Here is a 24,512-nt window from a genome sequence, read left to right on the forward strand (position 1 = left end):
CTCTATGCGGACGAGCCGGTGTGGATCACCGTGCCGGCTGTCAGGATGCGTAGCACCCGGATCGCTTCCTCGCCATCGGTGCGCGGCTCGGCGCGCGTCTCGATGCATTGCATGAAATGGGCAAGCTCGCGCGTCAGCGGCATGCCCTCGCCGACGGCCACATAGGAAGGCTCGTTGGCGGTAAAGGCCCACTGGCCGCTGTCCTGCCACACCGCGTGGCGGTAGACGGCAAGCTTGCGCTCCCAGGGCTCGACGTCGTCGAATACCGCCATCGCCTTTGTGCCGACGACGGTCAGCCGCCGCTCGCGATAGGGATTGAGGCGCGATGCGAAGAGATGGCTGCGGAGGCCGTTCGGGAAGCGCATATGCAAATGCGCGAAGTCGCTGAGATTGTCGAGCAGCGCCGCGCCCTCGCCCCTCACCTCGATCGGCTCGGTGCCGGTGATGGCGAGGATCATCGACAAATCGTGCGGCGCAAGGTCCCAGAGCGCGTCGTTTTCGGTGTGGAACTTGCCGAGGCCGAGCCGGTGCGAGTGGATATAACGCACCTCGCCGAGCTCGCCATTGTCGATCAGCGCCTTCAGCGTCTCGAAGGCGGGATGGAAACGCAGCACATGACCGACCATGAAGATCCGGCCATTGTCCTTTGCCGCCGTCACCGCACGCTCGGCGTCGGCAACCGTCAGCGCGATCGGCTTTTCCACCAGCACGTCCTTGCCGCTTTCGACGGCGCGCACCGCGGTGTCGGCATGGAATTGCGGCGGCAGCGCCATGACGATGGCGTCGACGTCGTTGCGCTCGAACAGCCTGTCCGGCTCGATCGCCAGGCAGTCCTGCTCGCTGGCGAAACCTTCGGCGCGGGCGCGGTTGACGTCGGAAACGGCATGGAGCGCGCCGAGCGCCTTGAGGGTGCGGATATGGTTGCTGCCCCAGTATCCGCAACCGAGGACGGCGATGCGCGGCTTCATTCGTTCAAACTCTAGAATTTCATGGCCGAGACATAGCGACGTGCCCCGCCGAACTCAACCCCGGGACATGCCCTGAGTGCCTGTCCGGCAAAGCTTTTCTGGGATGAGATTAAGCCGGCCGGATTATGCCGGCATGTCGGCCTTATCCAAGCTTGACAGGTTCACCCTCGCAACCTTATATCCGCGCGACCTCGGCGAACGCCTCGCGACGCCCGTCCATCCAGGACGGTTTTCCGGGCCATTGCCACCCTGGCGGGGTAGCTCAGTTGGTTAGAGCACGGGAATCATAATCCTGGGGTCGGGGGTTCAAGTCCCTCCCCCGCTACCATTTACCCAAGTCGCGCGAAAGTGCTTGGCCTCCGGCCTCAAGCACTCTTGGAGCGCAAAGCGATCTCGATCGCAGCCATGTGCGGCCGCGTTCGCGCGGCAGCGCAACTCTGCGCTCGACGGAGCTGCGTGATGCGCCGCTCATCGACCCCAATCACTTCGCCGAACGCCGCGACCCCGAACGCGCCATCGACGGCATGAGCCGGAAGATCCTGTACGCGGAGTTTAAAACCGTGCGCGGCCTATGAGAGCAGCATCCGCGATTTCGACACCGCCCTCAATTTATCCTCCTGCCGCTCTCGGCGTCGAACAGATGCACCTTGTGCATCATGATCTCCAGGTTCACCTCCTGATCCGGCTTGAAGGGCGGCCGGTCCCGGATCTCCGCCATCAGGTCGACGCCATCGGCGGCTAAGGTGATTTCCTGCGCTTCGCCGGTCGGCTCGACCAACTGGACTCTTGCCTTTGCGTGGCTTCCACCGACAGCGATGTGCTGCGGACGAATCCCGTAAACCACGCCTTGCCTGTCCCCTGTCTCGTGCGGCAAGGGCAGGCGTAGGCCCTGCTCCGCGATGAATGCGCCGCTCTGAATGCGACCGTTGATGAGATTCATTTCCGGCGAGCCGATAAAGCCTGCGACAAACAGATTGCCGGGATTCTCGTAGAGTTCGGAGGGGGTGCCGATCTGTTCGATGCGGCCTTTGTTCAGCACCACGATGCGGTCCGCGAGCGTCATCGCTTCTGTCTGGTCATGCGTGACGTAGATGCTGGTTCGGCCCAGCCGTTGGTGCAGCTTCTTGATCTCGGCACGCATCTTCACACGCAACTTGGCATCGAGCTTGCTGAGCGGCTCATCGAACAGGAAGGCCGAAGGATCTCGGACGATCGCGCGGCCCATGGCGACGCGCTGGCGCTGGCCGCCGGACAGTTGACGCGGCATGCGGCCGAGCAGGTCCTGCAGGCCGAGGATTTCGGCCGCCATCTTCACCCTGGAGATGATCTCTTCCCGGGGAACCTTGGCCAGACGAAGCGCGAAGCTCATATTGTCGGCCACGCTCATATGCGGATAGAGGGCATAGCTTTGGAACACCATGGCTATGTCGCGCGACTTGGCCGGCATCTCGTCGACGACGCGCCCGCCGATGCGTATCTCACCGGTCGTATGCTCCTCCAGCCCCGCGATGATGCGCAGCAACGTTGACTTGCCGCAGCCTGACGGACCGACCAGGACCACGAACTCGCCGCTGGCGATTTCGATGTTGACGTCGCGCAGGACTTCCACCGCGCCGAAGCTCTTGCCGAGCTGTTCTATCTCGATTGCGGACACCTATTCTTCTCCCGTACCGGCACGGCTCATTTTCGTTGGGCCTGCCGCCATGCGCGGTATTCGGCCTCACCCTCGGGGCTCAACGGATAGTATGTCCGCAGGTCTCCTCCTTGCGCGAGCCGCAAGCGCGAAAACTCTTCCCACTCTATGTGCGCGCCCGCGAGTTCGACCAGCTTAGGGGCAAGGCCGACCGGCACGACGACCACGCCATCGTCGTCGGCGACGATGATGTCGCCGGGGATGACCAGCACGTTCGAGCAGGCGATCGGGACGTTGACGGCGAAGGGGACGATGTTGGTCTGGGCATGGAAATTCGGCGTGACGCCTCGCACCCAGATGCCGATGTCGAGCGCCGCCGCCTGGGCGGAATCGCGAATGCAGCCGTCGACGACAACGCCGGCGCCACCACGCCCGGCGAAATAGGTCAGCATCATCTCGCCGAAGATGCCGCTGCCCAGATCGCCGCGGGCATCGACCACCACCATGTCGCCAGGCTGGGTGGGATAAAGCACGTGTCGGTGCAGTTGCCGCTCCGGCTCCTCATATTCCGTCTCGTTGTACAGATCCTCGCGCTTCGGCATGCACTGGAGCGTGAGGGCCGGCCCTGCCGCCGTGCTGCCGGAACGCAACGGACGCGGGCCGCGGATCTGCGGATCGCGAATGCCCATCTTGTGGTAAAGCTCGCTGGCCAGCGTCGCCGAACCGATCGCCGCAAGCGCGTCGACCAGTTCTCGTGGCGGCCGGGAAATGTCCTGTATCGCCGGTATCTGGTCAGCTTCCATTCCGTTCCTCCAATCTACGGTGAGGCGCTAACCTCATCGATCGTCACTCAGTTACGTTCAACCGTCGTCGAAGCCGTTCAGCCGCGAACCGCGCCGGTGGTGAGGCCTTTGACCAGCAGCCCCTGGGCAAACCAGACGAACACCAAGGTCGGGATGACCATGAGCACGCCGGCGGCCGACATGGCGCCCCAATCGATGCCGAACTGCGAGACGAAATTGGTGAGCCCGACGGGCAGCGTCTGCGCGGCCTTGCTCGAGGTCAGCGTTAGCGCGAGCAAGAGGTCGTTCCAGGTAAAGAGGAAGGTGATGACGGCGCTGGCGCCGATGCCGGGCGCAATCAGCGGCGCCACGATCTGGACCAGCGTGCGCACGGTGCCGGCGCCGTCCGACTGGGCGGCCTCTTCGATCTCTTTCGGCACATCCTGGATGAAGCCCAGAAGCAGCCAGATGGCAACCGGCAGCTTGGCTGCGGTATGGCTGAGGATCAGCGCCCAGACGGTATCGAGCAGCCCCATGGCGGCAAACACGGCGAAGAGCGGGATGGCAAGCGCGATGACCGGTATCATGCGCATGATCAAAAGCAGCCCGAAGATCAGCATCGCGCCCGGCATCCTGAAGCGCGACAGCGCATAGGCGCAGGGAATGGCCGGCAGATGGACGAGGACGACCGTCGCCACCGAGACGATGACAGTGTTCCAGACATAGCCCATCGTGTCGTACTGGGCGAAGACGGAGACATACTGCGTCAGCGTCGCGGTCTCTGGGATGATGTGCACCGGCACCGAGAAGATGTCGGCCGAGCTGCGGATCGAGGTCAGGAACAGCCACACCAACGGAAAGACGGTGAGCGCGACGGTCAGCACCAGCGCCAGATACTGACCGGCGATCCCCGCCGTGAACCTGCGGCGCCGCCGCTTCGGCTTGGCGCGTGCGCCGACGATGACGGCTTCGGTCATATCGCCCTCCGTTTCGCAATCAGCCATGGCACTCCGTAAAGGAGGCCGAGCACGAACAGCGACATGCCCAGCGCAATGTAGGAGACCGCGGCCGCGTGTCCGAAATCCACCGCCTGGAACGCCAGCAGGTAGGAATAGACCGTCAGCAGGTTGGTGGCGCCGCCGGGTCCGCCCTGGGTCATCAGCCAGACGACGTCGAAGGTGCGGAACGTGTCGATGATGCGCAGCATCAGCGCGATCATGATGACCGGACGCATCAGCGGCAACACGATGTGCCAGAAGCGCTGCCATGGCGTGGCGCCGTCCACCGTGGCCGCCTCGAGCGGCTCCTGCGGCAGGGATTGCAGGCCGGCAAGGAACAAAAGCACCATCAGCGGCGTGTTCTGCCAGACATCGGCGACGATCACAGAGACGAGCGCCCAGGCCGGGTGGTTGAGCCAGGGGATGTCGGGCAGGTTGAACATGCGCAGCAACGCGTCGACCAACCCATATTGGGTGTTGAACAGCCAACGGAAGTTCAGGCCGACGACGGCTGGCGCGATCATCGGCGGGACCAAAAGCAACGTGCGCGCAAGGCGCATGCCGCGCAGTTTGCCGTTGACCAGAACGGCGATCGCCATGCCGGCCACCACTTCGATCGTGATGGAAACGACGCTGAAGATGGTCTGGTTTCGCAGCGCCTGGTTGAACTGGCGGCCGAAAAGTTCGTCGGTGTAGTTTCCGGTCCCGATGAATGGCGCCGAGCCGCTCAGATCCCAGCGGAAGAAGCTCATGATGAAGGAGTATCCGAGCGGATAGATGAGGATGGCCAGCATGACGAGGAGCGCCGGGCTGGCCAGCAGATAGCCCCTCTGCCAGGTGTAGGGCAGCGGCGAGCGTCGCCGGCGCCCTGGCGCCTGGTGCTGTGCGAGCGCCGACATTCTCAGTCGTAAGCCCCGGCCCGGCGCATGATCTCTTCCGCTTCCGTCGCCGCCTGATTGAGCGAATCGGCGGGCGAAACCTGATCGGACAGAGCTTGCTCGATGGCCGAGAACATCAAGGTGCAGACCTTTGAGAAGCCGGCAAGCTTGGGCCATTCCTTGCCGTTCGCGATCGTCGTCTCGAGCTGCTGCAGCCATGTGGCCTGCGGGCCTTTGGCCGCGGCGATCACTTCCTTGGCTATCGCCTGGCTGCTCGGGAAGTTGGTGAACTGATCGAACTGCAGCCGCTGGGCGTCCGCGCCGACCGTGTATTTGATGAACTCGACGGCGGGTTCCTTGCGAGCGGATTGGCCGTTCAGCGCCATGGCATGGGAGATGGCGCATGAAATCGCTGCTTTGTCCCGCACGTAAGGAGCTGTCGACCACTTGCCGACGATGCGCGAGGTTTCCGGATTGGACAGGGTGGCGAAGGCACCAGGCCAATCGAAAGTGGCATAGACCGTGCCGGACGAGAATTCGGTCGAGTTCTCGTTCCATTGATAGCCAACGGCATCGGACGGCACGATTTTGTGCTTCTGGATCAGGTCGCGATAGAAGGTCAGCGCCTTGATGCCGGCTTCGGAATTGAAGGCCGGCTTGTTGGCCTGGTCGACCCAGTCGCCGCCGGCCTGCCAGAGCAGGTCGCTGAAGGTGCGCTGCGCGGGGTCGCCCTGCCCCGGCACGACGAGCCCATAGTGACCGTTGCCGGTGAGTTTCAGGCCGACATCGACGAGTTCCTCCCAGGTCTCGGCCGGCTTCAGGCCTTTCTCCTGGTAGACGTCGCTGCGGTAATACTGAACGCGCGCGTCCATGTTGCGCGGGATAGCCGCCAGATTTCCGGTCTTGGGATCGCGCAGGTATTTGACCGCGACGGGATAGAACTCCGCCAGTTCTGCGTCGCTGAAATAGCTGTTCAGCGGCGCGAAATGGTTGAAGTAGGAATCGATTTGCGCCGTGTGGGTGCTGTAGACGTCGTACTGGCTCGATTTTGCCGCGCTCAACGTGACCACCTTCGCCGTCAAGGGCGTGAATTCCAGGAGGTCGTAGCGAACCTTGATGCCGGTCTTGGCGGTGAAATCCTGGACGATCTTCTCCCAATATTTCGGGTAGAGCGGACCGCCGGTGATCAGCAATGCGGTGATCTCTTTCGCCTCTGCCCTGGCAATCCACGGCGCGGCAAGCGAGCCGGCCGTCACTGCCGCGCTCGCGGCCAGGAATTTGCGTCTCGATAAGTTTCCGGACATCACAATCTCCTCCTGGTTTGATCGGCCGGTCGCTTCAAGGACGGCCGACGACTTTCAGCTTCGGCGATCCACCGGCGTGCTCCTCCCGCCGCGAGACTGCCTGGTTTGGCTCCCCGGAAAGTCGCTTGCGAGCCTCCGGGCCATCGGTCACCTGCGCTCCAACACGCCTCGTTCGGTTGCGAAAGCGTATCGATCGTGATCGCGGACGGCGGCAACAGGGAACGGCGGCTTGCACCGCTCGATCCTCCCTTCCCGCAGGCCGTGTTATAGGCTAGTGAGCGTTTTTATGAGATAAGTTGACTGCATATCTAGCTATCAGCCTATAAGCTTATCAGACAAGTGGATGTTAATGATGGATACCGTCGAGGTCAAGCTTCAAACTTTGCCCAAGCAGGTGGCAGGCGTGCTTGCGCGACGCATCGCCGCCAGCGGTGTCGCGGGCGGCCAGGGACCGTCGGAGCAGCAGATCCTCCAGGAATTCGGGGTCTCGCGCGCGGTCGCGCGGGAGGCGCTGAAGATCCTGGCGTCGCTGGATATGATCGAGATCGCCCAGGGACGGCGCGTGGTGCTGCGCCCGGCCGAGGAGTGGGACTATCTCAGCCCATTGCTCATCGACTGGCTGCCGCACGAGCAGATGCGCGAGATCCTGGCCGAAGCGCACGCGACGCGGATAATCATCGAACCGGCGATCGCCGCCATCGCGGCCAAGCATATGACCAAGGAAAAGCTCGAGCGTCTTGGCACCTTGCTGGCGGCGATGTCGGCAAGCGAGGACAATCCGGACGCCTATCTGAAGCTCGACCTGGACTTTCACATGGAGATTTGCCGGGCGGCGCAGAACAGGATTCTCGACCGCTTCATGTATTCCTCCCGGTGGTGGCAGATGGCGAGCAGGCGCATCAGCAATCAGATGCCCCATGCGCTTCCCTCCGCAACCGAAATGCACAGGGCGATCTACGAGGCGCTCGTGGCACGCGATGAAAGGCGAGCGGAAGAAGCGATGCGCCGGCACCTCAAGAAGACCACCGCCGTCGGCTTGCCTCGGTGAAGGAGCGGCGCAGCCAGCATTCGCGCTGACCGCGCCGCAGCGTGCCGGGAGGACACGGCTTGACGGTGAATTAGGCTCTCTTCGCTTGTTGTTCCTGGCGCTGGCGTGCGCGGAAACCGAACATGTCGCCCTTGTCCTTGATTTCCGCCCAGATGGGCGCGGTGATCCTGTCGATGGCGGCTATGTCCGCGTCGGAAATCGTCCAGCCGGCGCTCTCGACATTTTCCTCCAGTTCCTTGACGGTGCGGGCGCCGACCAGCGGCGAGCTGACGCCTGGTCTGCTGGTGAGCCACTGTATCGCAAGCTGCGGAACCGTCTTGCCGTAGCGCGCCGCGATCGGCTTCAGCAGGTCGACGGCATGCACCGCCCGCTCATAGGTGCCCGGCTGGAACAGCACCGTCGTGCGCCGCTCATCGCCCTCGACGAATTTGGTGTCCGGCGACAGCGTGCCGGTGAGCAGTCCTTGGGCGAGACCGCTATAGGGCATCACGCCGATATTGTGCTTGCGGCAATAGGGCAGTGTCTCGGCCTCAACCTCGCGCCAGAGCATGTTGTAGGGCGGCTGCAGCACGTCGACGACGCCATGCTGACGGGCGCTGTCCATGTCGGCGACGCTGAAATTCGAAACGCCGACCGCCTTGATCCGTCCCGACGCGCGCAGCCGCTCCATCATCTCCATGGTCGGGCCGATCGGAAAATCCGAGTTCGGCCAGTGGACAAAATAGACGTCGACATAGTCCGTCCGCATGCGCTTCAACGAACCGTCCAGCGCCGCCTCGATCGCGGCAGGTTCGAGATGATTGGGCGCGACCTTGGTCGCAATGACGGCCTTGTCTCGGCGGGCGGCCAGCGCCTCGCCGACGACTTCCTCGGCATGGCCGTGTCCATAGGCCTCGGCCGTGTCGATCAGCGTGATGCCGAGATCAAGGGCGCGTCTGATCACCCGGATTGACTCTTTATCGTCGGCCGCGCCCCAAAACGCGCCCGACATCCCCCAAGTCCCAAGGCCGATTTCCGATACCTTGACGGGCGACGAACCCAGCTGTCGCTGTTGCATCCTGTTCCTCCTGATTGGCGCACGCATGGACCACGATCCTGCGGTCGTTAAATTTATACGCTTATATACTCGTCTAACAAGTACATTTCGTCGGGATATACGATTCTTGCGCGACGCCTCCAAATTTCTCAAATAATTCAATGTCAGGTGGCTTCGTCAGGGTCCATTCACGCAAAATCCCTCAAGGGGGGTTTACGTCTTGTTGCCCAATCTTGTATGCTTATTAGACAAGTGGCTTAGGCAGAACTCGCGCTTGTGAGCGCGGCGCCATTACGGGGAGAGGATCCGATGAAGATCGTGGACATCAAGACGGCGGTCGTCGCCTATCACGGCAAGGCGACCCTGATCCGGATCGATACCGACGCCGGCATCTCCGGCTATGGCGAAGCCAATCCCGATGCGGGCGCGGCCGCAATCGTCGGGCTGATTTCGGAGCTGAAGTCGGAACTGATCGGCCAGGATCCGCGCAATGTCGAATATTGCTGGGACAAGATCCGTCGCGATCACGTGTTTTCGGGCGCGCAGGCCGGCGTCTTTCTCATCGCCCTTACCGGGCTCGAGATGGCGCTGTGGGACGTGGCGGCGAAAGCCGCCGGCCAGCCACTCTACCGCATGTTCGGCGGCAAGTTCCGCGACCGGATAAGGCTCTACGCCGATTGCGGCGACGGCGATGACGAATCGGGATCGCCGCAGGGCTGCGCGGCCCGCGCCCGCCGCATGGTTGAGGAGGGTTTCACCGCGCTCAAGTTCGATATCGACAATCTGCACCATCCAACGAAATTCGACCGGATGAACCACACCATCAACGGCGCGGAACTCCGCTTCATGGTGGAACGTGTCGCGGCGGTGCGCGAAGCAGTCGGTCCAGACATCGACCTCTGCATCGATTTGCATGCGCGCTACGACGTGCTGAGCGCCAGCCGCATCGCCGCCGAGATGGAGCGCTTCAATCTTCTCTGGCTCGAAGAGCCGATCCCGGCGGAAAATGTCGAGGCTCTGAAGCAGATCAGAATGCGTACGAAAACGCCGATCTGCGTTGGCGAAAACCTCTATCTGCGCTGGGGCTTTCGCGAGTTGTTCCAGAATTACGGCGCTGACGTCGTTATGCCCGACGTGCCGAAATGCGGCGGCCTTGCCGAAAGCCGCAAGATCGCGAACCTCGCCGAGATGTACTACGTGCCCTTCGCGCCGCATCTTGTGTCGACGCCGCTGGGCACGATGGCGACATGCCATGTCTGCGCCAGCGTGCCGAACTTCCTGGTTCTGGAGTGGCACGCGCTCGAGGAGCGGGAAGCATGGGACAGCTATGTCCGCTTGCCGAACGGCGCGAGGTCCATCGTCGAGGACGGCCATATCGCCGTGTCCGATGTACCCGGCATCGGTATCGAGCTCGACATGGATGGCGTCCACAAGCACGCCGTGCCCGGCTTCGGCATCTTTGAATAGCGGGAGACCGGCTGGTCGGCGGGATCCGCTGCTCGACCAATAGATTCGTTCGGAGGAAGCCATGGGCAAGCGGATCGTCTTCACCGGCGGCAGCGGCAAGATCGGCCGTCACGTCATACCCTATCTGCTGAAACGCGGGCATCAGGTCCTCAACCTCGACCTGACGCCGCTCGATGTGCCGGGTGTCGACACCGTCATCACCGATCTTGCGGACGCCGGCGAGACCTACAATGCGCTGACGCTGCATTTCGGGTTCGGCGAGTATTTCGGCGGCAAGGGTCCCCGCCCGGTCGATGCCGTCGTCCATTTCGCGGCGCTCCCGCGCATATTCCTGCGGCCGGACAACGCCATGTTCGTCGCCAATGTGCAGTCGACCTACAATGTGATCGAGGCCGCCACCAAGCTCGGCATACGCAAGATCGTCACGGCTTCCAGCGAAACGGTCTATGGCGTCTGTTTTGCCGAAGGCGAACGAGACTTCTCATCGTTTCCGGTGGATGAGGATTACGACGTCGATCCGACCGACAGTTACGGCCTTTCCAAACTGCTGGGCGAGAAGATCGCGCGGTCTTTCGCCTCCCGCACGGGAGCCGACATCTATGCGCTGCGGATCGGCGGCGTCGTCGAACCGCATGACTATGCCCGCTTTCCGGAATTCCTGGCCGATCCCTCGAAGCGGCGGCGCGACGCCTGGACCTATATGGACGCGCGCGATCTCGGCCAGATCGTCGATCTGTGCGCCGAGAAGGACGGCCTGGGATTCCAGATATTCAACGCCGTCAACGACAACATCGTGTCCGAATTGCCGACAGCGGAGTTTCTCAGGAAGCATGCGCCCGGCATACCGGTCACCCGCGCTATGGACGCATTTGAGGGACCAATCTCCAACCGGAAGCTGCGCGACGTCCTCGGATTCCGGCAAGAGCATGACTGGCGGACACAGTAATCGACGACCTCACAGTTCGCCGTAGTGTCCCTCACCCAAGGGGGGCTGCTAAGAAGCTCAGTCGAAGAAGCCCGCATCCTCGTCCCGCAGATACTTGCGGGCAGCCTCGGCGTCGATATCGAGGCCCAGCCCCGGCGCCTCCAGCAAGTCCACCATGCTGTCCTTCACGATCTGCTTCGGCAAGCCGATCACCAGGTCCTCCCACCACGGGTCGGAAGCACTCGGATATTCGAAGGCGATGTAGTTGGCGGGCAAGGTGGCGCAGATATTGATCAGCGCGCCGAGGCCGAGCAGGCCGTTGGCGGTGCCGTGCGGCGCCATCAGGATAGAATGCATATAGGCGTGCTCGGCGACCCATTTGAGCTCGGCGATGCCGCCGATGTCGGCCGGATCGGGGCCGATGACGCGCACCGCCTGCGTCTCGATCAGCTCCTTGAAATTGTGCCGCAGGTAGATCTGCTCGCCGGTATGGATCGGCGTCGAGGTTGAGGTGGTCAGTTCCCGATAGGCCTGCGGATTGACCCACGGCACATAGTCGCCGGTCAACATGTCCTCCAGCCACATCAGATTGTACTTCTCGACCGCGCGGGCGAATTTGATCGCATCGGGCAGCATCCAGCCCGGGCCGCAGTCGAGCGCCAGGCTGACCTTGTCGCCCAGCACCTCCTTCATGGCGATCACGCAGTCGAGCATGTGGTTGAACCCGCGCTCGCTGATGACCCCCTGATCCATGGCGCCGTGATAGCCGGCCTTCTTCTGCGTCACGCCGTAATGGAAACCCTCGATGGTATCCTTCATGTTGGAGTGGAACGAAATCCCCTGCTTGACCATAAAGAAGTTCTGCGGCTGCTCCATCATCCATTTGACGTCGGCGGCGTAATCCTCCGGGCGGTCGCCCGTGCGCTTGCGGCGGATCGAGCCGTTGTAGACACGCACCTTGTCACGCACCTTGCCGCCGAGCAGCTTGTAGACCGGCACGCCCGCGGCCTTGCCGGCAATGTCCCACAGCGCATGCTCGATGGCGCTCACCGCCGCGCCATAGGGCTTGAACGAGCCGCGCTGGCGGATCTTCAGCATCACGCGCTCGACGTCGGTCGGGTCCTCGCCGATCAGCGCCTCGCGGAAATGCAGCACGAAGGGTTTTAGATAGGTCTTCGTGTATTCGACCTCGCCCAGGCCATGGAGGCCCTCGTCGGTGACGATGCGGACGATCGGGTGCTTGCCGATGACGGCGCAGCGCAGGTCGGTGATCTTCATGGCGCGGTCCTATTTCACGGACGAGAAAGCTGTCGGCGTAAGCAGCTGGCTGCTGATATTGGCAACGATCTGCCCGTCGCGCTCAGACTCGTCCCGGGCCTTGTGCCACACCGGATCCGTGGCGAAAGCCGTCCATTTCGCCTCACGCTCGGCCAGCGATTCCCAGGCGAGCAAATAGGTGAGGCGATTGTTGTTTTCGCCGATCACCGTGGTGAAAAACCCGGCTTGGCGGATGCCATGCCTCCCAGATGGCCAACGTTTGCTCGGAAAAGCGCTTGAGCAAAGCCGGCAGCCTGCCCGGCAGGCAGTCATAGATACGCAGTTCGTAGATCATGGTTTCGTCCGTTTCCTTCTTCGCCTCTCCGTGGAGAGGTCGACACGAATGACCGCCGGTGGCCCTGTGAGCCTGGGAACGAGGACGGAGCGCCTGGATTAGCTCCAGGTCCGGTCCCAGCTATATTCATTGTCCCAATGCTCGGTGGATTGCCATATCCCCGTGACACCGGGCTGCAGATGCTGCGAGATCACCTCGTCGACCACATCGTCTATGCCCAGTCCCGGCTTGTCGGGGACGGCGATGAAGCCATCCTTGACGAGCGGCCTTCGAAGCCCCGTGACGATGTCGTCCCACCAGTCGACATCGGCGGAATGGTATTCGAGCGCCATGAAGTTTTCGGTCGCCGTCGCCACATGCGCCGCGGCCATCGCGGCGATCGGGCTTTCGGCCATGTGGATGGCCATGGCGACGCCGTGGTCCTGCGCCATGTCGCCGATCTTCTTGGTCTCGAGGATGCCGCCGCTGGTGAGCAGGTCAGGATGGACTATGGAGAGGCCGCCGCTCTTCAGCAGAGGCTCGAAGCCCTCTTTGAGATAGATGTCCTCGCCGGTGCAAATCGGCACCGAGGTCGCCTGCTGCAATTGCCGGTACTGCTCGGTGTACTGCCAGGGGATCACGTCCTCCAGCCAGGCCGGTACGTATTTCTCGATCCGGCGCGACAGGCGAATGCCGTCCTGCAGCGAGATATGGCCGACATGGTCGATGGCTAGAGGAATCTCATAGCCGATGACCTCGCGGACCTCGTGGATATACTGCTCGAGCAGATCTATGCCCTTCTCGGTGAAATGCAGGCCCGTGAACGGGTGCTGCACGTTCTGCGCATCGTAGGCGAGATTGCGGGCCTTGCGCTCCTCGAGCGTGCCGCCGCGGCCGCGCGGATTGGCGTGAAACCCTTCGAGCGCGCCGGCAGGCGCTGTTACGGCCCCCGGAATGTGGGCGATCTGCATCAGGCCCAAATCCATCTTGAGAAAGGTGAAGCCGCGCTCCATGCGCGCCTTGAGGCGCCTGCCGGTCTCAGTGCCGCTCGGCTTCTCGGCGTCGGTATCGCAATAGACGCGCACCTGATCGCGAAACTTGCCGCCGAGCATCTGGTAGATCGGCACGCCATAGGCCTTGCCGGCGAGATCCCACAGCGCGATCTCCACCGCCGACACGCCGCCGCCCTGCCGGCCATGGCCGCCGAACTGTTTGATGCGGCGGAACAGGCGGTCGACATCGCAGGGGTTCTCGCCAAGCAGCCGGCTCTTCAGCATCAGCGCAAAGGTGGCGCTGGCACCGTCGCGCACCTCGCCGAGCCCGACGATACCCTGGTTGGTGTAGATCTTGAGCAGCGCCGAGGTGAACGGCGCGCCGACGATCTCGGCCACCCGCATGTCGGTGATGCGAAGCTCGGAGGGCCTGGAATTCGTGTTGATGCGATTGAGAGCCTCGTCGGCTCCATCCGTCTTTGGCATGATTTGTCCTCGTTCCGCTCGGAGTGCCCTGCCCGCCGCCCTGCTTAAGCAGTGCTAGCCCAGCTCGATCTCGTGGGCCTGCAGGTAGTCGCGGTTCATCTCGACGCCGAGACCGGGCTTCGACGTCAGCTTGAGGTGGCCGTTCGAAACATCGAGCGGCTTGTCGATGAGGTGGTCGTACTTGGAGAGGTCCCACTCCGAGGTTTCGAGCTTGTAGAAGTTGGGAACGGTCATCATCACCTGCGCTCCCGCGACCACGTTGATCGGCCCGGCGGCGTCATGCGGGGAGACCGGAACGTAATAGGCTTCGCAAAGGGCGGAAATCTTCTTGAGCTCGGTGATGCCGCCCGTCCAGGTGACGTCGGGCATGATGTAGTCGGCGAGCTTGTTCTCGAGCACCGGCACGAAATCCCATTTCGTATGGCCGCGCTCGCCCCATGAGATGGCGGCGCTGACCTTATCGCGAACCTGCTTGAGGGCGTTGAGGCTCTCTGGCGGACAGGGCTCCTCGAACCAGTCGATCTGGCCCGCCTCTTCGAGGCTGCGGCAGAGGCGGATGGCGGTGGGAACGTCGAAGCGCCCATGCGCATCGATGAGGATGTCGACATCGGGGCCCGCCGTCTCGCGGATGAGGGCCGTGAGCTCGGCAGCTTCGCGCTCGTCCTTGCGGGTCATGCCGCCGTCGAGATAACCGTCCCGCCTTTCGCGGGCCACGCCATCGACGCTGGGGCCCTGGTGGGGAAAAGGATCGAACTTGAGCCCGGTGTGGCCGGACTCCACGATGTCGCGAATTTCGCGGACTACCGCCTCCTTGCTGGTGAATTTGGCCTGGTTGGGATGAGTGTAAAGCGCGATTTCATCGCGCACCGGCCCGCCCAGCAGCTCATAAATCGGCCTGCCTAGGACTTTGCCGCGGATGTCCCAAAGCGCGATGTCGATCGCGCTCACGCATTCCACAGCGGCGCCGCGGCTGCCCATATAGGTGAAGCTGCGGAAGATCTTGTGCCACAGATGCTCGATGCGCGCTGGATCCTCGCCCGCCACGGCGGCGCCGATCTGCCGCAGGATGGTGCAAAGCGCGCGGTTGGCGAGCTTCGTCGTGGTGGTGATCTCGCCCCAGCCGCTCACCCCCTCGTCGGTCGTCACTTCGACGAACAGATACTCTCCCCAGTAGGAAGCGTCGGACTTGATCAGCCATGGCCGAATGCTCGTGATTTTCATCTGGACTATCCTCTCTGAAATGGCCGGCTGATGCTGTTGCGGTTAGGCTACCCGGCCCGGGCGGCGCTGCGCGCGCGCATGTGTTCGAGCACATGCCGGCCGGAGCCCTCGACATGGCGTGCAATGAGTTCGGCCGCCTTGTCGGCCTCTCCCGATTTGACCAGCGCGATGAGCTCGCGGTGCTCGCGGATGATCGCGGCGCGGCGGGCAAGCGTGAAATTGAAACGACGGCTCACGGCGCGCAGCACCTCGCGATGCTTCCACCAAAGCTCGGCGGCATGGCGGTTGTAGTGCCGCTGGTACATCACGGTGTGGAAGGCGGTATCCAGCTCGCTGTGCCTGAACGTATCGGCGAAGTTGTTCTCCTCGATCAGGCCCTGGAGGCGCTCGAGCTCGGCGATGTCCTCCTCGGTCGCCATCCCCACAAACCAGCGCGTCAGGGCTGGCTCGATGAGAACGCCGATCTCGTAGATATCGCGCACGAAATCCTGATCTATGGGCCGGACGCGCGCGCCCCGGTTGGGAACGAAGGTGACGAAACCCTCGCCGCGCAACAGCTGCAGCGCCTCGCGCACGGGATTGGTCGAGGTGCCGTGACGGCGAGCGAGATCGGTGACAACGAGCCGCTCGTTGGCGGCCAGCCGTCCCTCGATGATGTCTTCCCTTATCTGCTCGTAAAGCGAGGCGCCCTCGCTCGATGCCCCGAGAGCGTCGATCCCCTCGGGTGGCTCCGCTTTGAAATCGCTCGTTCCCGCCAAGGCCATCCCCCTAGTTCAATACACGATCCGATCGATATCATGCACATATTCGACAAACAATGTACGATTTGTTGCGTTGACAGATATTATGCGATCTGAAAACGTATGAAGTGATCGAAGGGATACATTAGGGCGGAGAAATATCCCTGCGATCGAACGACCAAGGACCGCTTGCCTCGACGCAGAGCGGCATGGGAGAACCTGGAGGAGACCTATGAGGAGGATCACACTCGGCGGTGCCGTTCTGCGCGGCACTGTTTCCACTGCTTTGACGGTATCGCTGATGTCCGCTTCAGCACTGGCAGCGCCGCCGGTCGACCTGAGCAAGTGGTCGCCCGAATATGTGCGCTCTATTGCCGGCACGCAGGATTTCGACACGGCCGGCGATTGCGCCAAGGTCACGCCGCTCGACTACAAGGGGCGACTGACATTCTGGTATCAGGGCGTGTTCGAGGGCGACCCCGACCTCCTGCGCCAATACTACAAGGATTTCTTCGCGACCTTCCGCAAGACCTACCCGAACATTCAACTCGAGGAACAGGCCCTCACCTATAACGACCTGCTCGACAAGTTCCGCACCGCGCTCCTGGGCAATGCCGCGCCGATGGCGGTCCGCCTGCAAATCCTGGGTGGTACCGAATTCGCCTCGAAGGGCTATCTGCAGCCGCTGAAACCCGAGGACGTCGGCTATTCGACCGAGGATTTCTGGCCCGGCGCCATGAAGGCGGTGACCTGGGACGGCGTGACATACGGCATTCCGACCAACAACGAGACGATGGCTTTCATCTGGAATGCCGACATCTTCAAGCGCGCGGGTCTCGATCCGGATAAGCCCCCGGCAACCTGGGACGACGTCGTCAAATATTCCAAGCAGATCCACGACAAGCTCGGCATTGCTGGGTACGGCCTTGTGGCGCGCAAGAATGCCGGCAACACACCTTACCGCTTCATGCCGCAGCTATGGGCCTATGGCGGCGGCGTTTTCGACGAAGCGGCAGCGAACCCGACCTACAAGGACATCGAGCTCAATAGCCCGCAGAGCAAGGCGGCGCTGCAGGCTTCCTACGATATGTATGTCCGCGACAAATCGGTGCCGGTTTCGGCCCTCACCAACCAGCAGGCCGACAACCAGCCGCTGTTCCTCGCCGGCCAGCTCGGCATGATGATCTCGCATCCGTCGGACTACAACGTCATGCTCGACCTGCAGAAGAAGGCGACGGGTGCCGACAAGGAGAAAGCCCAGACCGTCATCGACAATATGCGCTACGGCCTCATTCCGACCGGTCCCGACGGCAAGCGCGCCGTCGTGTTCGGCGGCTCGAACATTCACATCCTGAAGCCGGAATATGTCGAGGGCGGCAAGGTGGACGAGCCGGCGGCAAAGGCCATCATCTGCATGTGGACGAGCCCCGAATGGTCGCTGAAGATGGCCTATGCCGGCTCGAACCCCGGCAACCTCAATGGCTTCAAGACCAAATGGATGAAAGAGCGTCTGGACAGCATCAAATTCCTCGATGTCACGACCTCAATGCTACCATACGGCATCCCCTTCCCGGCGCTGCCGCAGTCGCCCGAGATCATGAACATCATCATCCCGGACATGCTGCAGAACGCGCTCACCGGAGCGATGACCGTCGACCAGGCGGCGGACGACGCGGCCAAGAAGGTGAAAGACCTGATGGGCGGCGGACTCTAGTCCAGGCCTGAGCTGCGATCCGACCGGCTGGGCCGACGCCCGGCCGGTCCTCCCGACAACAAGGGCACGCCACAGTGACGATCGTGACCGGCAAGGCCGAGGCTCGCCGAGGATTGCAACCCGCCAGTTCCGGCGTACCGCGCAAGGTCTGGGAGCATCGCGCCGACTACGCCTATGTCCTTCCGGCGATCGTGGTGATGCTCATCGTCATCGCCTATCCGATCTACTACACGATCGAGCTTTCGTTCTTCAACACGCCGCCCGGCCTGCAGCTTCGCGACAAGATCTTCGTCGGCTTCAACAACTACACGGCGATCCTGACCAGCCAGGTCTTTTGGCAGGTCACCTTCAACACCCTGATCTGGACGGTAGGCTCAACCCTGATCTCGTTCATCTTGGGCTTTGCCGCGGCGTTGGCGCTCCATCGCGACTTCATCGGCCGGGGAGTCCTGCGAGCGATCCTGATCATTCCCTGGGTCATCAGCGCCGTCGCCGCTTCCTATATCTGGAAATGGATCTACCATTCGGACTTTGGCATCATCGGCGCGGTGCTGGTCGAGTTCGGATGGGCCGACAGGCCGCCGAATTTCATCGACAACGTCTCAACGGTGCTGCCCTCGCTGATCGTCGTCAACATCTGGCGCGAGTTTCCGTTCGCCATGATCATGATGATGGCCGGCCTGCAGACGGTTCCCGAACAATTGCTGCGTGCCGCGAAAGTCGACGGCGCCAATGCCTGGCAGCGCTTCTGGCACGTCACTTTTCCGCATTTGCGCAACGTCTCGACGGTGACGATCCTGCTGCTCGCGGTTGCCAACTTCAATTCCTTCATCATCCCGTGGATCATGACCGGCGGCGGACCGTCCAACGCGTCGCATATCTGGATCACCCATATCTATGAGCTCGCCTTCGGCCGGCAGCGCTGGGGCGTGGCGGCCGCCTATTCGGTGCTGCTGTTCCTGATCCTGATGACGCTCGGCTACTTCTACGTCCGCGCGCTGAGCGGCAACGAGCGGAAGGAAGGGAACGCATGAGCACCATTGCCGAGACCGTCCCTCGAGGTCAGACCCGTCGCCGCCAGCGTGTCGACGGATGGCGGTGGGCGGGGCGACTCTTCCTCGTCTTCATGCTGCTTTACACGGCCTTGCCGATGGTCTGGATGCTGAGCACCTCGATCAAGTCCGGCTTCGCGGCGATGCAATTCCCCCCACAATTATGGCCGGACCAACCGACCTTGGCGGCCTACCAGAAGCTGCTCGATCCGCAAAACAGTGTCGGCCAGGACTTCCTCCGCTTCTTCTGGAACAGCCTTCTGGTCTCGACAGCCACGACGATACTTTCGGTGATCGTGGCGGTCCCCGCGGCCTATGCCTTCTCGCGCTTCACCTTCCCAGGCCGCAACTTCCTGTTCTTCGCCGTGTTGCTGCGCAACATGTTCCCCGCGGTGATCTTCCTCGTGCCGCTCTTCATCCTGATGCGCGCGATCGGACTGGTGAACACCCACGGCTCGCTTGTTCTCACCTACCTGACCTTCGGCCTGCCGCTGGCGATCTGGCTGTTGAAGGGCTTCTACGACAACATCCCGGTGCAGCTCGAGCAAGCAGCGCGCATCGATGGCGCAACCCGGTTCCAGGCTTTCGTCCTGATCGTGATGCCGCTCTCGACGCCCGGCATCATCGCCACCGCGATCTATTCCTTCATCGGCGCGTGGAACGAGTACATCTACGCCTACACCTTCCTCTCCAAGAACGAGCAGCTGACGCTGCCCGTCGGCATCCAGCGCTTCTTCTCGGAGAACACGACCGACTTTCCCGGCCTGATGGCGGCCAGCTTCATGATGAGCGTGCCCGTCGTGGTGCTGTTTCTCCTCCTGCAACGATACTTCGTGCGCGCCCTGACGGAGGGCGCGGTCAAGCACTAGGGAGCTTGCTGTATGTCCCACGTGGTCCTCAAAGATCTCGTCAAGACCTATGGCGGCTTCAAAGCCGTCAACGAGGTTTCGCTGACGGTCAACGACGGCGAGTTCGTCGCGCTGGTCGGCCCCTCGGGCTGCGGCAAGACGACCACGCTCAACCTCGTCGCGGGCCTGACATCGGTCACGTCCGGCGACATCGTCATCGGCGACCGCGTGGTCAACGACCTCGACCCCAAGGATCGGGACATCGCGATGGTGTTCCAGAACTACGCGCTCTATCCGCAGAAGTCGGTCTATATGAACCTCGCCTTCCCGTTACAGATGCGCAAGCTGCCCAGGGACGAGATCGACAAGAAGGTCAGGGAAGCGGCGCGCGTCCTCGACATGACCCAGTTGCTCGAGCGCAAGCCGCGCGAGCTTTCGGGCGGGCAACAGCAGCGCGTGGCGCTCGGCCGCGCCCTCGTTCGCGATCCGGCGGTTTTCCTGATGGACGAGCCGCTCTCCAATCTGGACGCCAAGCTGCGCGTGCAGATGCGGTCCGAGATCAAGCGGTTCCACCAGGACCTGAAGGCGACCATCATCTATGTGACGCACGACCAGCTTGAGGCTGTGACCATGGCGGACAGGATGGCCGTGATGAATGGCGGCTATCTGCAGCAATATGATTCACCGGCACAGGTTTTCGCCCATCCCGCCAACATGTTCGTCGCAAGCTTCGTCGGCAGCCCAGCGATGAGCCTTATTCCGCTGGAAGCATCCACCGCAAACGGCGGCACCGTTCTGACGAGCGCGGAAGGCTGGAGTCTCGATCTGTCGCAACTCAATGCGCGCAAGGTCCAGAAAGCGACCACCAGGAAGGTCGTGCTCGGTGCGCGCCATTCGACGATCAAGCTGCACAAGAGCGCGGTTGCCGGCGCCATTCCGGCCAAGGCCTATACGGTGGAGCCGACCGGAGACGTCACCTTCGTGCAGGCGTTTCTCTCCGGCGCCGTCGTCAATATCAGCGTCTCCCCCAACGTCGCCGTCGCACCCGACGAGCAGATCTGGCTCGAATTCGACCAGGAGCGCATGCACTTGTTCGACAGCGAAACGGAAATGGCGCTCGAGGCCAATTGAGACAGCGAACGCTGGAACATGAGGGGGGAATGACGACGAAGATGAAGATCACCGCGATCAAGCCCTATCCGGTGTGGGTCGGGACCCGTAACCAGATGCTCGTCAAGGTCGAGACCGACCAGGGCATCTTCGGCTGGGGCGAGAGCGGCCTGAGCGGTCGCGAGAAGGCCGTGGCGGGCGCGGTCGAGCACTATCGCCAGTTTCTCATCGGCCGCGACGCCATGCAGATCGGCCGTATCTGGCAGGAACTCTATCGCAGCCAGTATTTCGAAGGCGGGCGCGTTCTGCAGGCGGCGATCTCCGCCATCGACATCGCGCTTCACGACATCAAGGGCAAGGCGCTTGGGGTGCCGGTCTACGAACTGCTCGGCGGCAAGCAGCGCGACCAGATTCCGACCTTCGCCTCGACAGGAGACGAGGCCGAGGGCGATGCCGCCATCGAACGGGCGCGCGAACTGCGTGCTGAAGGATGGCAGGCGATCCGCTTCTTCCCCGCCGGGCAAAGCAGCAAGGACATTTTCGAGCCGCGCGATTCCATAGGTTCCACCGCTGCCATGCTGAACAAGGCACGCGAGGCGCTGGGCGACGAGGTCGTGCTCGGCATCGACTATCATCATCGGCTGTCAGTCGCCGAGGCGGCAAGCTTCTGCAACAAGCTCGCTCGCGGCGTGCTCGATTTCCTCGAGGAGCCGATACGCGACGAGACGCCGGCGGCCTACGAATCCCTGCGCAGGATGACCGATATCCCCTTCGCCATCGGCGAGGAGTTTGCCAGCAAGTGGCAGTTCCTGCCCTATATCGAGCGCGGCATCCACCAGTTCAACCGGCTCGATGTCTGCAACGTCGGGGGACTCACCGAGGCGATGAAGGTCGCCGGCTGGAGCGAGGCGCATTATGTCGACCTGATGCCGCACAATCCGCTCGGCCCGGTGTGCACGGCCGCGACCATCCATCTCGGCGCCGTGGTGCCCAACTTCGCCTGGCTCGAAACCAGGGTGCCGGAAAGGAAGCTGGGCTTCGACAACTCCGAGTTCTTTCCCGTGCAGCCGCGGCTGGACGGCACCCATTACCCGGTCGGCGACCAGCCGGGCCTTGGGGTCGAGGTCAACGAGGCGGCGATCCAGGCGCAGAGTTTTCGCTTCTGGGAAGCGCCGCATCTCAAGCGCCGCGACGGTTCCGTCACCAACTGGTAGTTCCACCTCACCCGGAGTCCGACAAATGACGCATACGCCCGACATCACGCGACCGCCCAAGGACCTGATCGAAGCGCTGAAGGAGATCGGCGCCGCGACAGTTGCCGGCACGCTTGGCCATATGGGCTTCCGCAGCCCGCATATGGTCGGCCCGGTCGCGCAGAACCGTGGCAAGTCGATCGTCGGGCCGGCGCTGACGCTGCAATTCCTGCCGCAGCGGCCGGATCTTTTCAACGAAGGCGAATATGCCGATCCGGAAACGCAGTTGCACCGGCATGTGCTGTACCACGCGCAGGAGGGCGACGTGGTCGTGGTCGACGCACGTGGCGACATGAGGTCGGGCGTCTTCGGCGATATGATGTCGACCTATTTCAAGGGCCGCGGCGGCGCCGGCATCGTCATCGACGGGTGCATGCGCGACCGGCCCAATGTCGAGAAGCTCGATCTGCCGCTATGGCTGCGCGGCTGGACACCGAACTATCATGTGCAGACCAGCATCTATCCCAATGCCGTCAACGTCCCGATCGCCTGTGGCGGCGTCACGGTGATCCCCGGCGACATCATCGTCGCCGACGACGACGGAGCGGTGGTGGTTCCCGTCTCAATGGCGGCGAAGGTCATCGAGGAAGCGCAGAAGCATCACGACTGGGAAGAGTTTTCCCGAGAGAAGCTCATGCAGGGAGCACCCCTGCAGCGCTATTATCCGCTGCACGACGATGCTCGTGGAGAGTACGACGAGTGGCGCAAAACGCGGCGATAGTGGCTTGACGAAAGTCACGACCTGTACCTGGAGCGGTACGAACCCGCTCCAAGTACTTTTGCTCACCAAAAACTTAGCCGTGCCGGATTTCCGTGCCGAGCACTTTCAGGCACTCCCGGATGAAAGCTGCAAGCGCGGTCCAGCCCTTGGCCGAAACCATCGTGCCGTCGACATAGGCTTCGGTCGGTGACAGGTCGATGTAAGTGCCGCCGGCGAGCGTCACTTCCGGCTCGCAAGCCCCCAACGCTCCAACCTTCTTGCCGCGCACGACGCCGTCGACGGCGACCAGGATCTGCACGCCGTGGCAGATGGTGAAGATCGGCTTCTTCGTTTCGTGGAAATGGCGCACCATTGCCTGAACGCGCTTGTCCGTGCGGATATACTCCGGTCCGCGACCGCCGGCGCAATAGACGGCGTCGTACTGGTCGAGTTGCTTTTCCGCATCGGAAAAGGTCTTGTTGATCAGCGCATAATGGCCGAGCTTCTCGGTATAGGTCTGGTCGCCCTCGAAGTCGTGCAGCGACGTCTTGATCACATCGCCGGCCTTCTTGTCGGGGCAGACCACATGAACCGTGTGGCCGACCGCCTCCATGGCCTGCTGATAGACGAAGATTTCATATTCCTCGGTGAACTCACCGGTCAGCATCAGGATTTTCTTGGCTGGCATGATCTGTCCTCTTTGATTGGGGGCGGCGAGGCGTGAACACGCCTCGCCCACGATTGTGATTGGCGGCTCTCAGAACGGAGAATCCGGGAAGTAATATTCCTTGGCGTTGGCCTGGGTGATCAGCGGCGCGTCGAGCTTGACGTGGCCGCGCACCGGAGCCTGGCCGATCAGATTGGCCACCGTCATATAGACGGCCGTCTTGATCATCGAAGGCGGGTAAGGCGTTTCGACCGGGGTGACGGAATCGCCGTCGATCACCTTCTTGACGATGTCCTTCATGCCGTTGCCGCCGAGCGCCAGCTTGATGTCGGTGCGGCCCGACTGCTTGACCGCCTCCAGCACGCCAAGAAGCATGTCGTCGTCATTGGCCCAGACCCCATCGATATGCGGATACTTGGCGAGGTAGTCCTGCATCAGCTTGAACGCCTCGTCGCTGTTCCAATGGGCATATTGGATGTCGAGCACCTTGATGCCGGTGCCCTTGATCGTGTCCTGGAAGCCCTTGATGCGCTCGTCATCGATGACCGTCGGGATTCCGCGCAGCACGACGATATCCCCTTTGCCGCCCAGCTTGTCGATCATGAACTTGGCCGTGTTGGCGCCCACCGCGATATTGTCGCCGGCAAGGTAGAGGTCCTGGATCGAGGCATCGGTCAGGCCGCGATCGACAACCGTGATGAAGGTGCCCATGTCCTTGATGGCCTTGACCGGCTGGGTCAGCTCTTCGGAAGTGTAGGGCAGGATGACCAGGGCATCGAGCTTACGGCTTGCGGAAAGGTCCTCCAGCGCGCTTACCTGATCGGCGGCGGAGGGTGAGGTTTTCACCACCACCTCGACGTCCGGGAAGGCGGCGTTGATCTCCTTCGCAGCCGCCTGCGCATGATAGACGACACCTGCCGTCCAGCCATGGTCCGCCGCCGGGATCGACACTGCGACCACCTTCTTGTCGGCCGCCAGCGCCTGGCCGGCCACCATAAGGGCGCCGACAGCGGCTGCCGCGACCCATTTTCTACTAAACATAACAACCTCCCAGAGATGTGGACCAATCGAACACAGGCACCCGCCCGGTCCCGAGACG

General features: G+C 62.5%; 23 protein-coding genes, 1 tRNA gene and 1 pseudogene. 11 read left to right on the forward strand and 14 right to left on the reverse strand.

Going from position 1 to position 24,512, the window contains the following annotated elements; genetic code table 11:
- Window positions 1-2: 2 nt before the first annotated feature.
- Window positions 3-968, reverse strand: a complete 966-nt coding sequence (locus MJ8_RS25935) for a Gfo/Idh/MocA family protein (RefSeq protein ID WP_201411480.1) — start codon at window positions 966-968, stop codon at window positions 3-5.
- A 251-nt stretch (window positions 969-1,219) separates the two neighbouring features.
- On the opposite strand from MJ8_RS25935, the gene MJ8_RS25940 reads away from it, so the two are divergent.
- Together MJ8_RS25940 and MJ8_RS25945 are read left to right on the forward strand one after the other, a co-directional pair.
- A tRNA-Met gene (locus tag MJ8_RS25940) sits at window positions 1,220-1,296 on the forward strand.
- A 79-nt stretch (window positions 1,297-1,375) separates the two neighbouring features.
- Window positions 1,376-1,543 carry a hypothetical protein gene (locus MJ8_RS25945; RefSeq protein ID WP_201411481.1) on the forward strand — a complete coding sequence of 56 codons (168 nt, stop codon included), beginning with the start codon at window positions 1,376-1,378 and terminating at the stop codon, window positions 1,541-1,543.
- 29 nt (window positions 1,544-1,572) lie between these two features.
- Here MJ8_RS25945 and MJ8_RS25950 read toward each other — a convergent pair whose 3' ends face one another.
- The 5 genes from MJ8_RS25950 to MJ8_RS25970 form a co-directional block, all read right to left on the reverse strand.
- The gene (locus tag MJ8_RS25950) at window positions 1,573-2,622 is read right to left on the reverse strand and encodes an ABC transporter ATP-binding protein (RefSeq protein ID WP_201411482.1); all 1,050 of its coding nucleotides are present in this window, start codon (window positions 2,620-2,622) and stop codon (window positions 1,573-1,575) included.
- Between the two features lie 26 nt (window positions 2,623-2,648).
- Window positions 2,649-3,404, reverse strand: a complete 756-nt coding sequence (locus tag MJ8_RS25955) for a ribonuclease activity regulator RraA (RefSeq protein ID WP_201411483.1) — start codon at window positions 3,402-3,404, stop codon at window positions 2,649-2,651.
- A gap of 77 nt (window positions 3,405-3,481) precedes the next feature.
- Window positions 3,482-4,360, reverse strand: a complete 879-nt coding sequence (locus MJ8_RS25960; protein WP_201411484.1) for a carbohydrate ABC transporter permease — start codon at window positions 4,358-4,360, stop codon at window positions 3,482-3,484.
- The gene (locus MJ8_RS25965) at window positions 4,357-5,280 is read right to left on the reverse strand and encodes a carbohydrate ABC transporter permease (protein ID WP_201411485.1); all 924 of its coding nucleotides are present in this window, start codon (window positions 5,278-5,280) and stop codon (window positions 4,357-4,359) included. Before MJ8_RS25965 ends, MJ8_RS25960 begins: the two co-directional genes overlap by 4 nt.
- A gap of 2 nt (window positions 5,281-5,282) precedes the next feature.
- Window positions 5,283-6,563: an ABC transporter substrate-binding protein gene (locus MJ8_RS25970; protein WP_201411486.1), complete on the reverse strand. Its 1,281-nt coding sequence runs from the start codon at window positions 6,561-6,563 to the stop codon at window positions 5,283-5,285.
- Window positions 6,564-6,915: 352 nt separating this feature from the next.
- Here MJ8_RS25970 and MJ8_RS25975 point away from each other — a divergent pair, with 352 nt between their 5' ends.
- Window positions 6,916-7,611, forward strand: a complete 696-nt coding sequence (locus MJ8_RS25975) for a FadR/GntR family transcriptional regulator (protein ID WP_225248046.1) — start codon at window positions 6,916-6,918, stop codon at window positions 7,609-7,611.
- 70 nt (window positions 7,612-7,681) lie between these two features.
- Here MJ8_RS25975 and MJ8_RS25980 read toward each other — a convergent pair whose 3' ends face one another.
- A complete protein-coding gene (locus tag MJ8_RS25980) occupies window positions 7,682-8,695 on the reverse strand; it encodes an aldo/keto reductase (RefSeq protein ID WP_318528196.1) in 1,014 nt (337 codons plus the stop codon).
- Window positions 8,696-8,956: 261 nt separating this feature from the next.
- Here MJ8_RS25980 and MJ8_RS25985 point away from each other — a divergent pair, with 261 nt between their 5' ends.
- Window positions 8,957-10,114 carry a mandelate racemase/muconate lactonizing enzyme family protein gene (locus MJ8_RS25985; protein WP_201411489.1) on the forward strand — a complete coding sequence of 386 codons (1,158 nt, stop codon included), beginning with the start codon at window positions 8,957-8,959 and terminating at the stop codon, window positions 10,112-10,114.
- Between the two features lie 61 nt (window positions 10,115-10,175).
- Entirely contained in the window at window positions 10,176-11,060 is an 885-nt protein-coding gene (locus MJ8_RS25990) for an NAD-dependent epimerase/dehydratase family protein (protein WP_201411490.1), read from the forward strand.
- Between the two features lie 57 nt (window positions 11,061-11,117).
- Here MJ8_RS25990 and MJ8_RS25995 read toward each other — a convergent pair whose 3' ends face one another.
- The 5 genes and pseudogenes from MJ8_RS25995 to MJ8_RS26015 all read right to left on the reverse strand — a co-directional run bounded on the left by MJ8_RS25995 (window position 11,118) and on the right by MJ8_RS26015 (window position 16,087).
- Complete coding sequence (locus MJ8_RS25995) at window positions 11,118-12,317, reverse strand: mandelate racemase/muconate lactonizing enzyme family protein (RefSeq protein ID WP_201411491.1); 1,200 nt, start codon at window positions 12,315-12,317, stop codon at window positions 11,118-11,120.
- A 9-nt stretch (window positions 12,318-12,326) separates the two neighbouring features.
- Window positions 12,327-12,651 (reverse strand): annotated as a pseudogene (locus tag MJ8_RS26000) (NIPSNAP family protein).
- 98 nt (window positions 12,652-12,749) lie between these two features.
- Window positions 12,750-14,108, reverse strand: a complete 1,359-nt coding sequence (locus MJ8_RS26005) for a mandelate racemase/muconate lactonizing enzyme family protein (RefSeq protein WP_201411492.1) — start codon at window positions 14,106-14,108, stop codon at window positions 12,750-12,752.
- A 54-nt stretch (window positions 14,109-14,162) separates the two neighbouring features.
- Entirely contained in the window at window positions 14,163-15,329 is a 1,167-nt protein-coding gene (locus MJ8_RS26010) for a mandelate racemase/muconate lactonizing enzyme family protein (RefSeq protein WP_201411493.1), read from the reverse strand.
- A gap of 47 nt (window positions 15,330-15,376) precedes the next feature.
- On the reverse strand, window positions 15,377-16,087 hold the full coding sequence (locus tag MJ8_RS26015) for a GntR family transcriptional regulator (protein WP_201411494.1): 711 nt from the start codon (window positions 16,085-16,087) through the stop codon (window positions 15,377-15,379).
- 214 nt (window positions 16,088-16,301) lie between these two features.
- On the opposite strand from MJ8_RS26015, the gene MJ8_RS26020 reads away from it, so the two are divergent.
- The 6 genes from MJ8_RS26020 to MJ8_RS26045 all read left to right on the forward strand — a co-directional run bounded on the left by MJ8_RS26020 (window position 16,302) and on the right by MJ8_RS26045 (window position 22,767).
- A complete protein-coding gene (locus tag MJ8_RS26020) occupies window positions 16,302-17,783 on the forward strand; it encodes an ABC transporter substrate-binding protein (protein ID WP_201411495.1) in 1,482 nt (493 codons plus the stop codon).
- A gap of 74 nt (window positions 17,784-17,857) precedes the next feature.
- Window positions 17,858-18,817: a carbohydrate ABC transporter permease gene (locus MJ8_RS26025; RefSeq protein ID WP_201411496.1), complete on the forward strand. Its 960-nt coding sequence runs from the start codon at window positions 17,858-17,860 to the stop codon at window positions 18,815-18,817.
- The gene (locus MJ8_RS26030) at window positions 18,814-19,704 is read left to right on the forward strand and encodes a carbohydrate ABC transporter permease (protein ID WP_201411497.1); all 891 of its coding nucleotides are present in this window, start codon (window positions 18,814-18,816) and stop codon (window positions 19,702-19,704) included. The genes MJ8_RS26025 and MJ8_RS26030 overlap by 4 nt, the downstream gene beginning before the upstream one ends.
- 12 nt (window positions 19,705-19,716) lie before the next feature.
- Complete coding sequence (locus MJ8_RS26035) at window positions 19,717-20,814, forward strand: ABC transporter ATP-binding protein (RefSeq protein WP_201411498.1); 1,098 nt, start codon at window positions 19,717-19,719, stop codon at window positions 20,812-20,814.
- Window positions 20,815-20,843: 29 nt separating this feature from the next.
- Window positions 20,844-22,007 (forward strand): mandelate racemase/muconate lactonizing enzyme family protein, encoded by a 1,164-nt coding sequence (locus tag MJ8_RS26040; RefSeq protein ID WP_201411499.1) that lies wholly within the window; start codon window positions 20,844-20,846, stop codon window positions 22,005-22,007.
- A 25-nt stretch (window positions 22,008-22,032) separates the two neighbouring features.
- Complete coding sequence (locus tag MJ8_RS26045; protein WP_201411500.1) at window positions 22,033-22,767, forward strand: ribonuclease activity regulator RraA; 735 nt, start codon at window positions 22,033-22,035, stop codon at window positions 22,765-22,767.
- Between the two features lie 73 nt (window positions 22,768-22,840).
- On the opposite strand, the gene MJ8_RS26050 is transcribed toward MJ8_RS26045, so the two are convergent.
- Entirely contained in the window at window positions 22,841-23,434 is a 594-nt protein-coding gene (locus tag MJ8_RS26050) for a DJ-1/PfpI family protein (protein ID WP_071032570.1), read from the reverse strand.
- Between the two features lie 69 nt (window positions 23,435-23,503).
- Complete coding sequence (locus tag MJ8_RS26055; RefSeq protein ID WP_201411501.1) at window positions 23,504-24,454, reverse strand: substrate-binding domain-containing protein; 951 nt, start codon at window positions 24,452-24,454, stop codon at window positions 23,504-23,506.
- Window positions 24,455-24,512: the final 58 nt, after the last annotated feature.

It is taken from the genome of Mesorhizobium sp. J8 (assembly GCF_016591715.1).
Lineage (GTDB): Bacteria > Pseudomonadota > Alphaproteobacteria > Rhizobiales > Rhizobiaceae > Mesorhizobium.

Coding starts and splice junctions, on each gene's coding strand:
- MJ8_RS25960 (WP_201411484.1), bottom strand. CDS start 4,360: ATGACCGAAGCCGTCATCGTCGGCGCACGCGCCAAGCCGAAGCGGCGG.
- MJ8_RS25985 (WP_201411489.1), top strand. CDS start 8,957: ATGAAGATCGTGGACATCAAGACGGCGGTCGTCGCCTATCACGGCAAG.
- MJ8_RS25995 (WP_201411491.1), bottom strand. CDS start 12,317: ATGAAGATCACCGACCTGCGCTGCGCCGTCATCGGCAAGCACCCGATC.
- MJ8_RS26045 (WP_201411500.1), top strand. CDS start 22,033: ATGACGCATACGCCCGACATCACGCGACCGCCCAAGGACCTGATCGAA.
- MJ8_RS26030 (WP_201411497.1), top strand. CDS start 18,814: ATGAGCACCATTGCCGAGACCGTCCCTCGAGGTCAGACCCGTCGCCGC.
- MJ8_RS26010 (WP_201411493.1), bottom strand. CDS start 15,329: ATGAAAATCACGAGCATTCGGCCATGGCTGATCAAGTCCGACGCTTCC.
- MJ8_RS25965 (WP_201411485.1), bottom strand. CDS start 5,280: ATGTCGGCGCTCGCACAGCACCAGGCGCCAGGGCGCCGGCGACGCTCG.
- MJ8_RS26005 (WP_201411492.1), bottom strand. CDS start 14,108: ATGCCAAAGACGGATGGAGCCGACGAGGCTCTCAATCGCATCAACACG.
- MJ8_RS25935 (WP_201411480.1), bottom strand. CDS start 968: ATGAAGCCGCGCATCGCCGTCCTCGGTTGCGGATACTGGGGCAGCAAC.
- MJ8_RS25980 (WP_318528196.1), bottom strand. CDS start 8,695: ATGCGTGCGCCAATCAGGAGGAACAGGATGCAACAGCGACAGCTGGGT.
- MJ8_RS26055 (WP_201411501.1), bottom strand. CDS start 24,454: ATGTTTAGTAGAAAATGGGTCGCGGCAGCCGCTGTCGGCGCCCTTATG.
- MJ8_RS25975 (WP_225248046.1), top strand. CDS start 6,916: ATGGATACCGTCGAGGTCAAGCTTCAAACTTTGCCCAAGCAGGTGGCA.
- MJ8_RS26050 (WP_071032570.1), bottom strand. CDS start 23,434: ATGCCAGCCAAGAAAATCCTGATGCTGACCGGTGAGTTCACCGAGGAA.
- MJ8_RS25970 (WP_201411486.1), bottom strand. CDS start 6,563: ATGTCCGGAAACTTATCGAGACGCAAATTCCTGGCCGCGAGCGCGGCA.
- MJ8_RS26035 (WP_201411498.1), top strand. CDS start 19,717: ATGTCCCACGTGGTCCTCAAAGATCTCGTCAAGACCTATGGCGGCTTC.
- MJ8_RS25955 (WP_201411483.1), bottom strand. CDS start 3,404: ATGGAAGCTGACCAGATACCGGCGATACAGGACATTTCCCGGCCGCCA.
- MJ8_RS25990 (WP_201411490.1), top strand. CDS start 10,176: ATGGGCAAGCGGATCGTCTTCACCGGCGGCAGCGGCAAGATCGGCCGT.
- MJ8_RS26020 (WP_201411495.1), top strand. CDS start 16,302: ATGAGGAGGATCACACTCGGCGGTGCCGTTCTGCGCGGCACTGTTTCC.
- MJ8_RS26040 (WP_201411499.1), top strand. CDS start 20,844: ATGACGACGAAGATGAAGATCACCGCGATCAAGCCCTATCCGGTGTGG.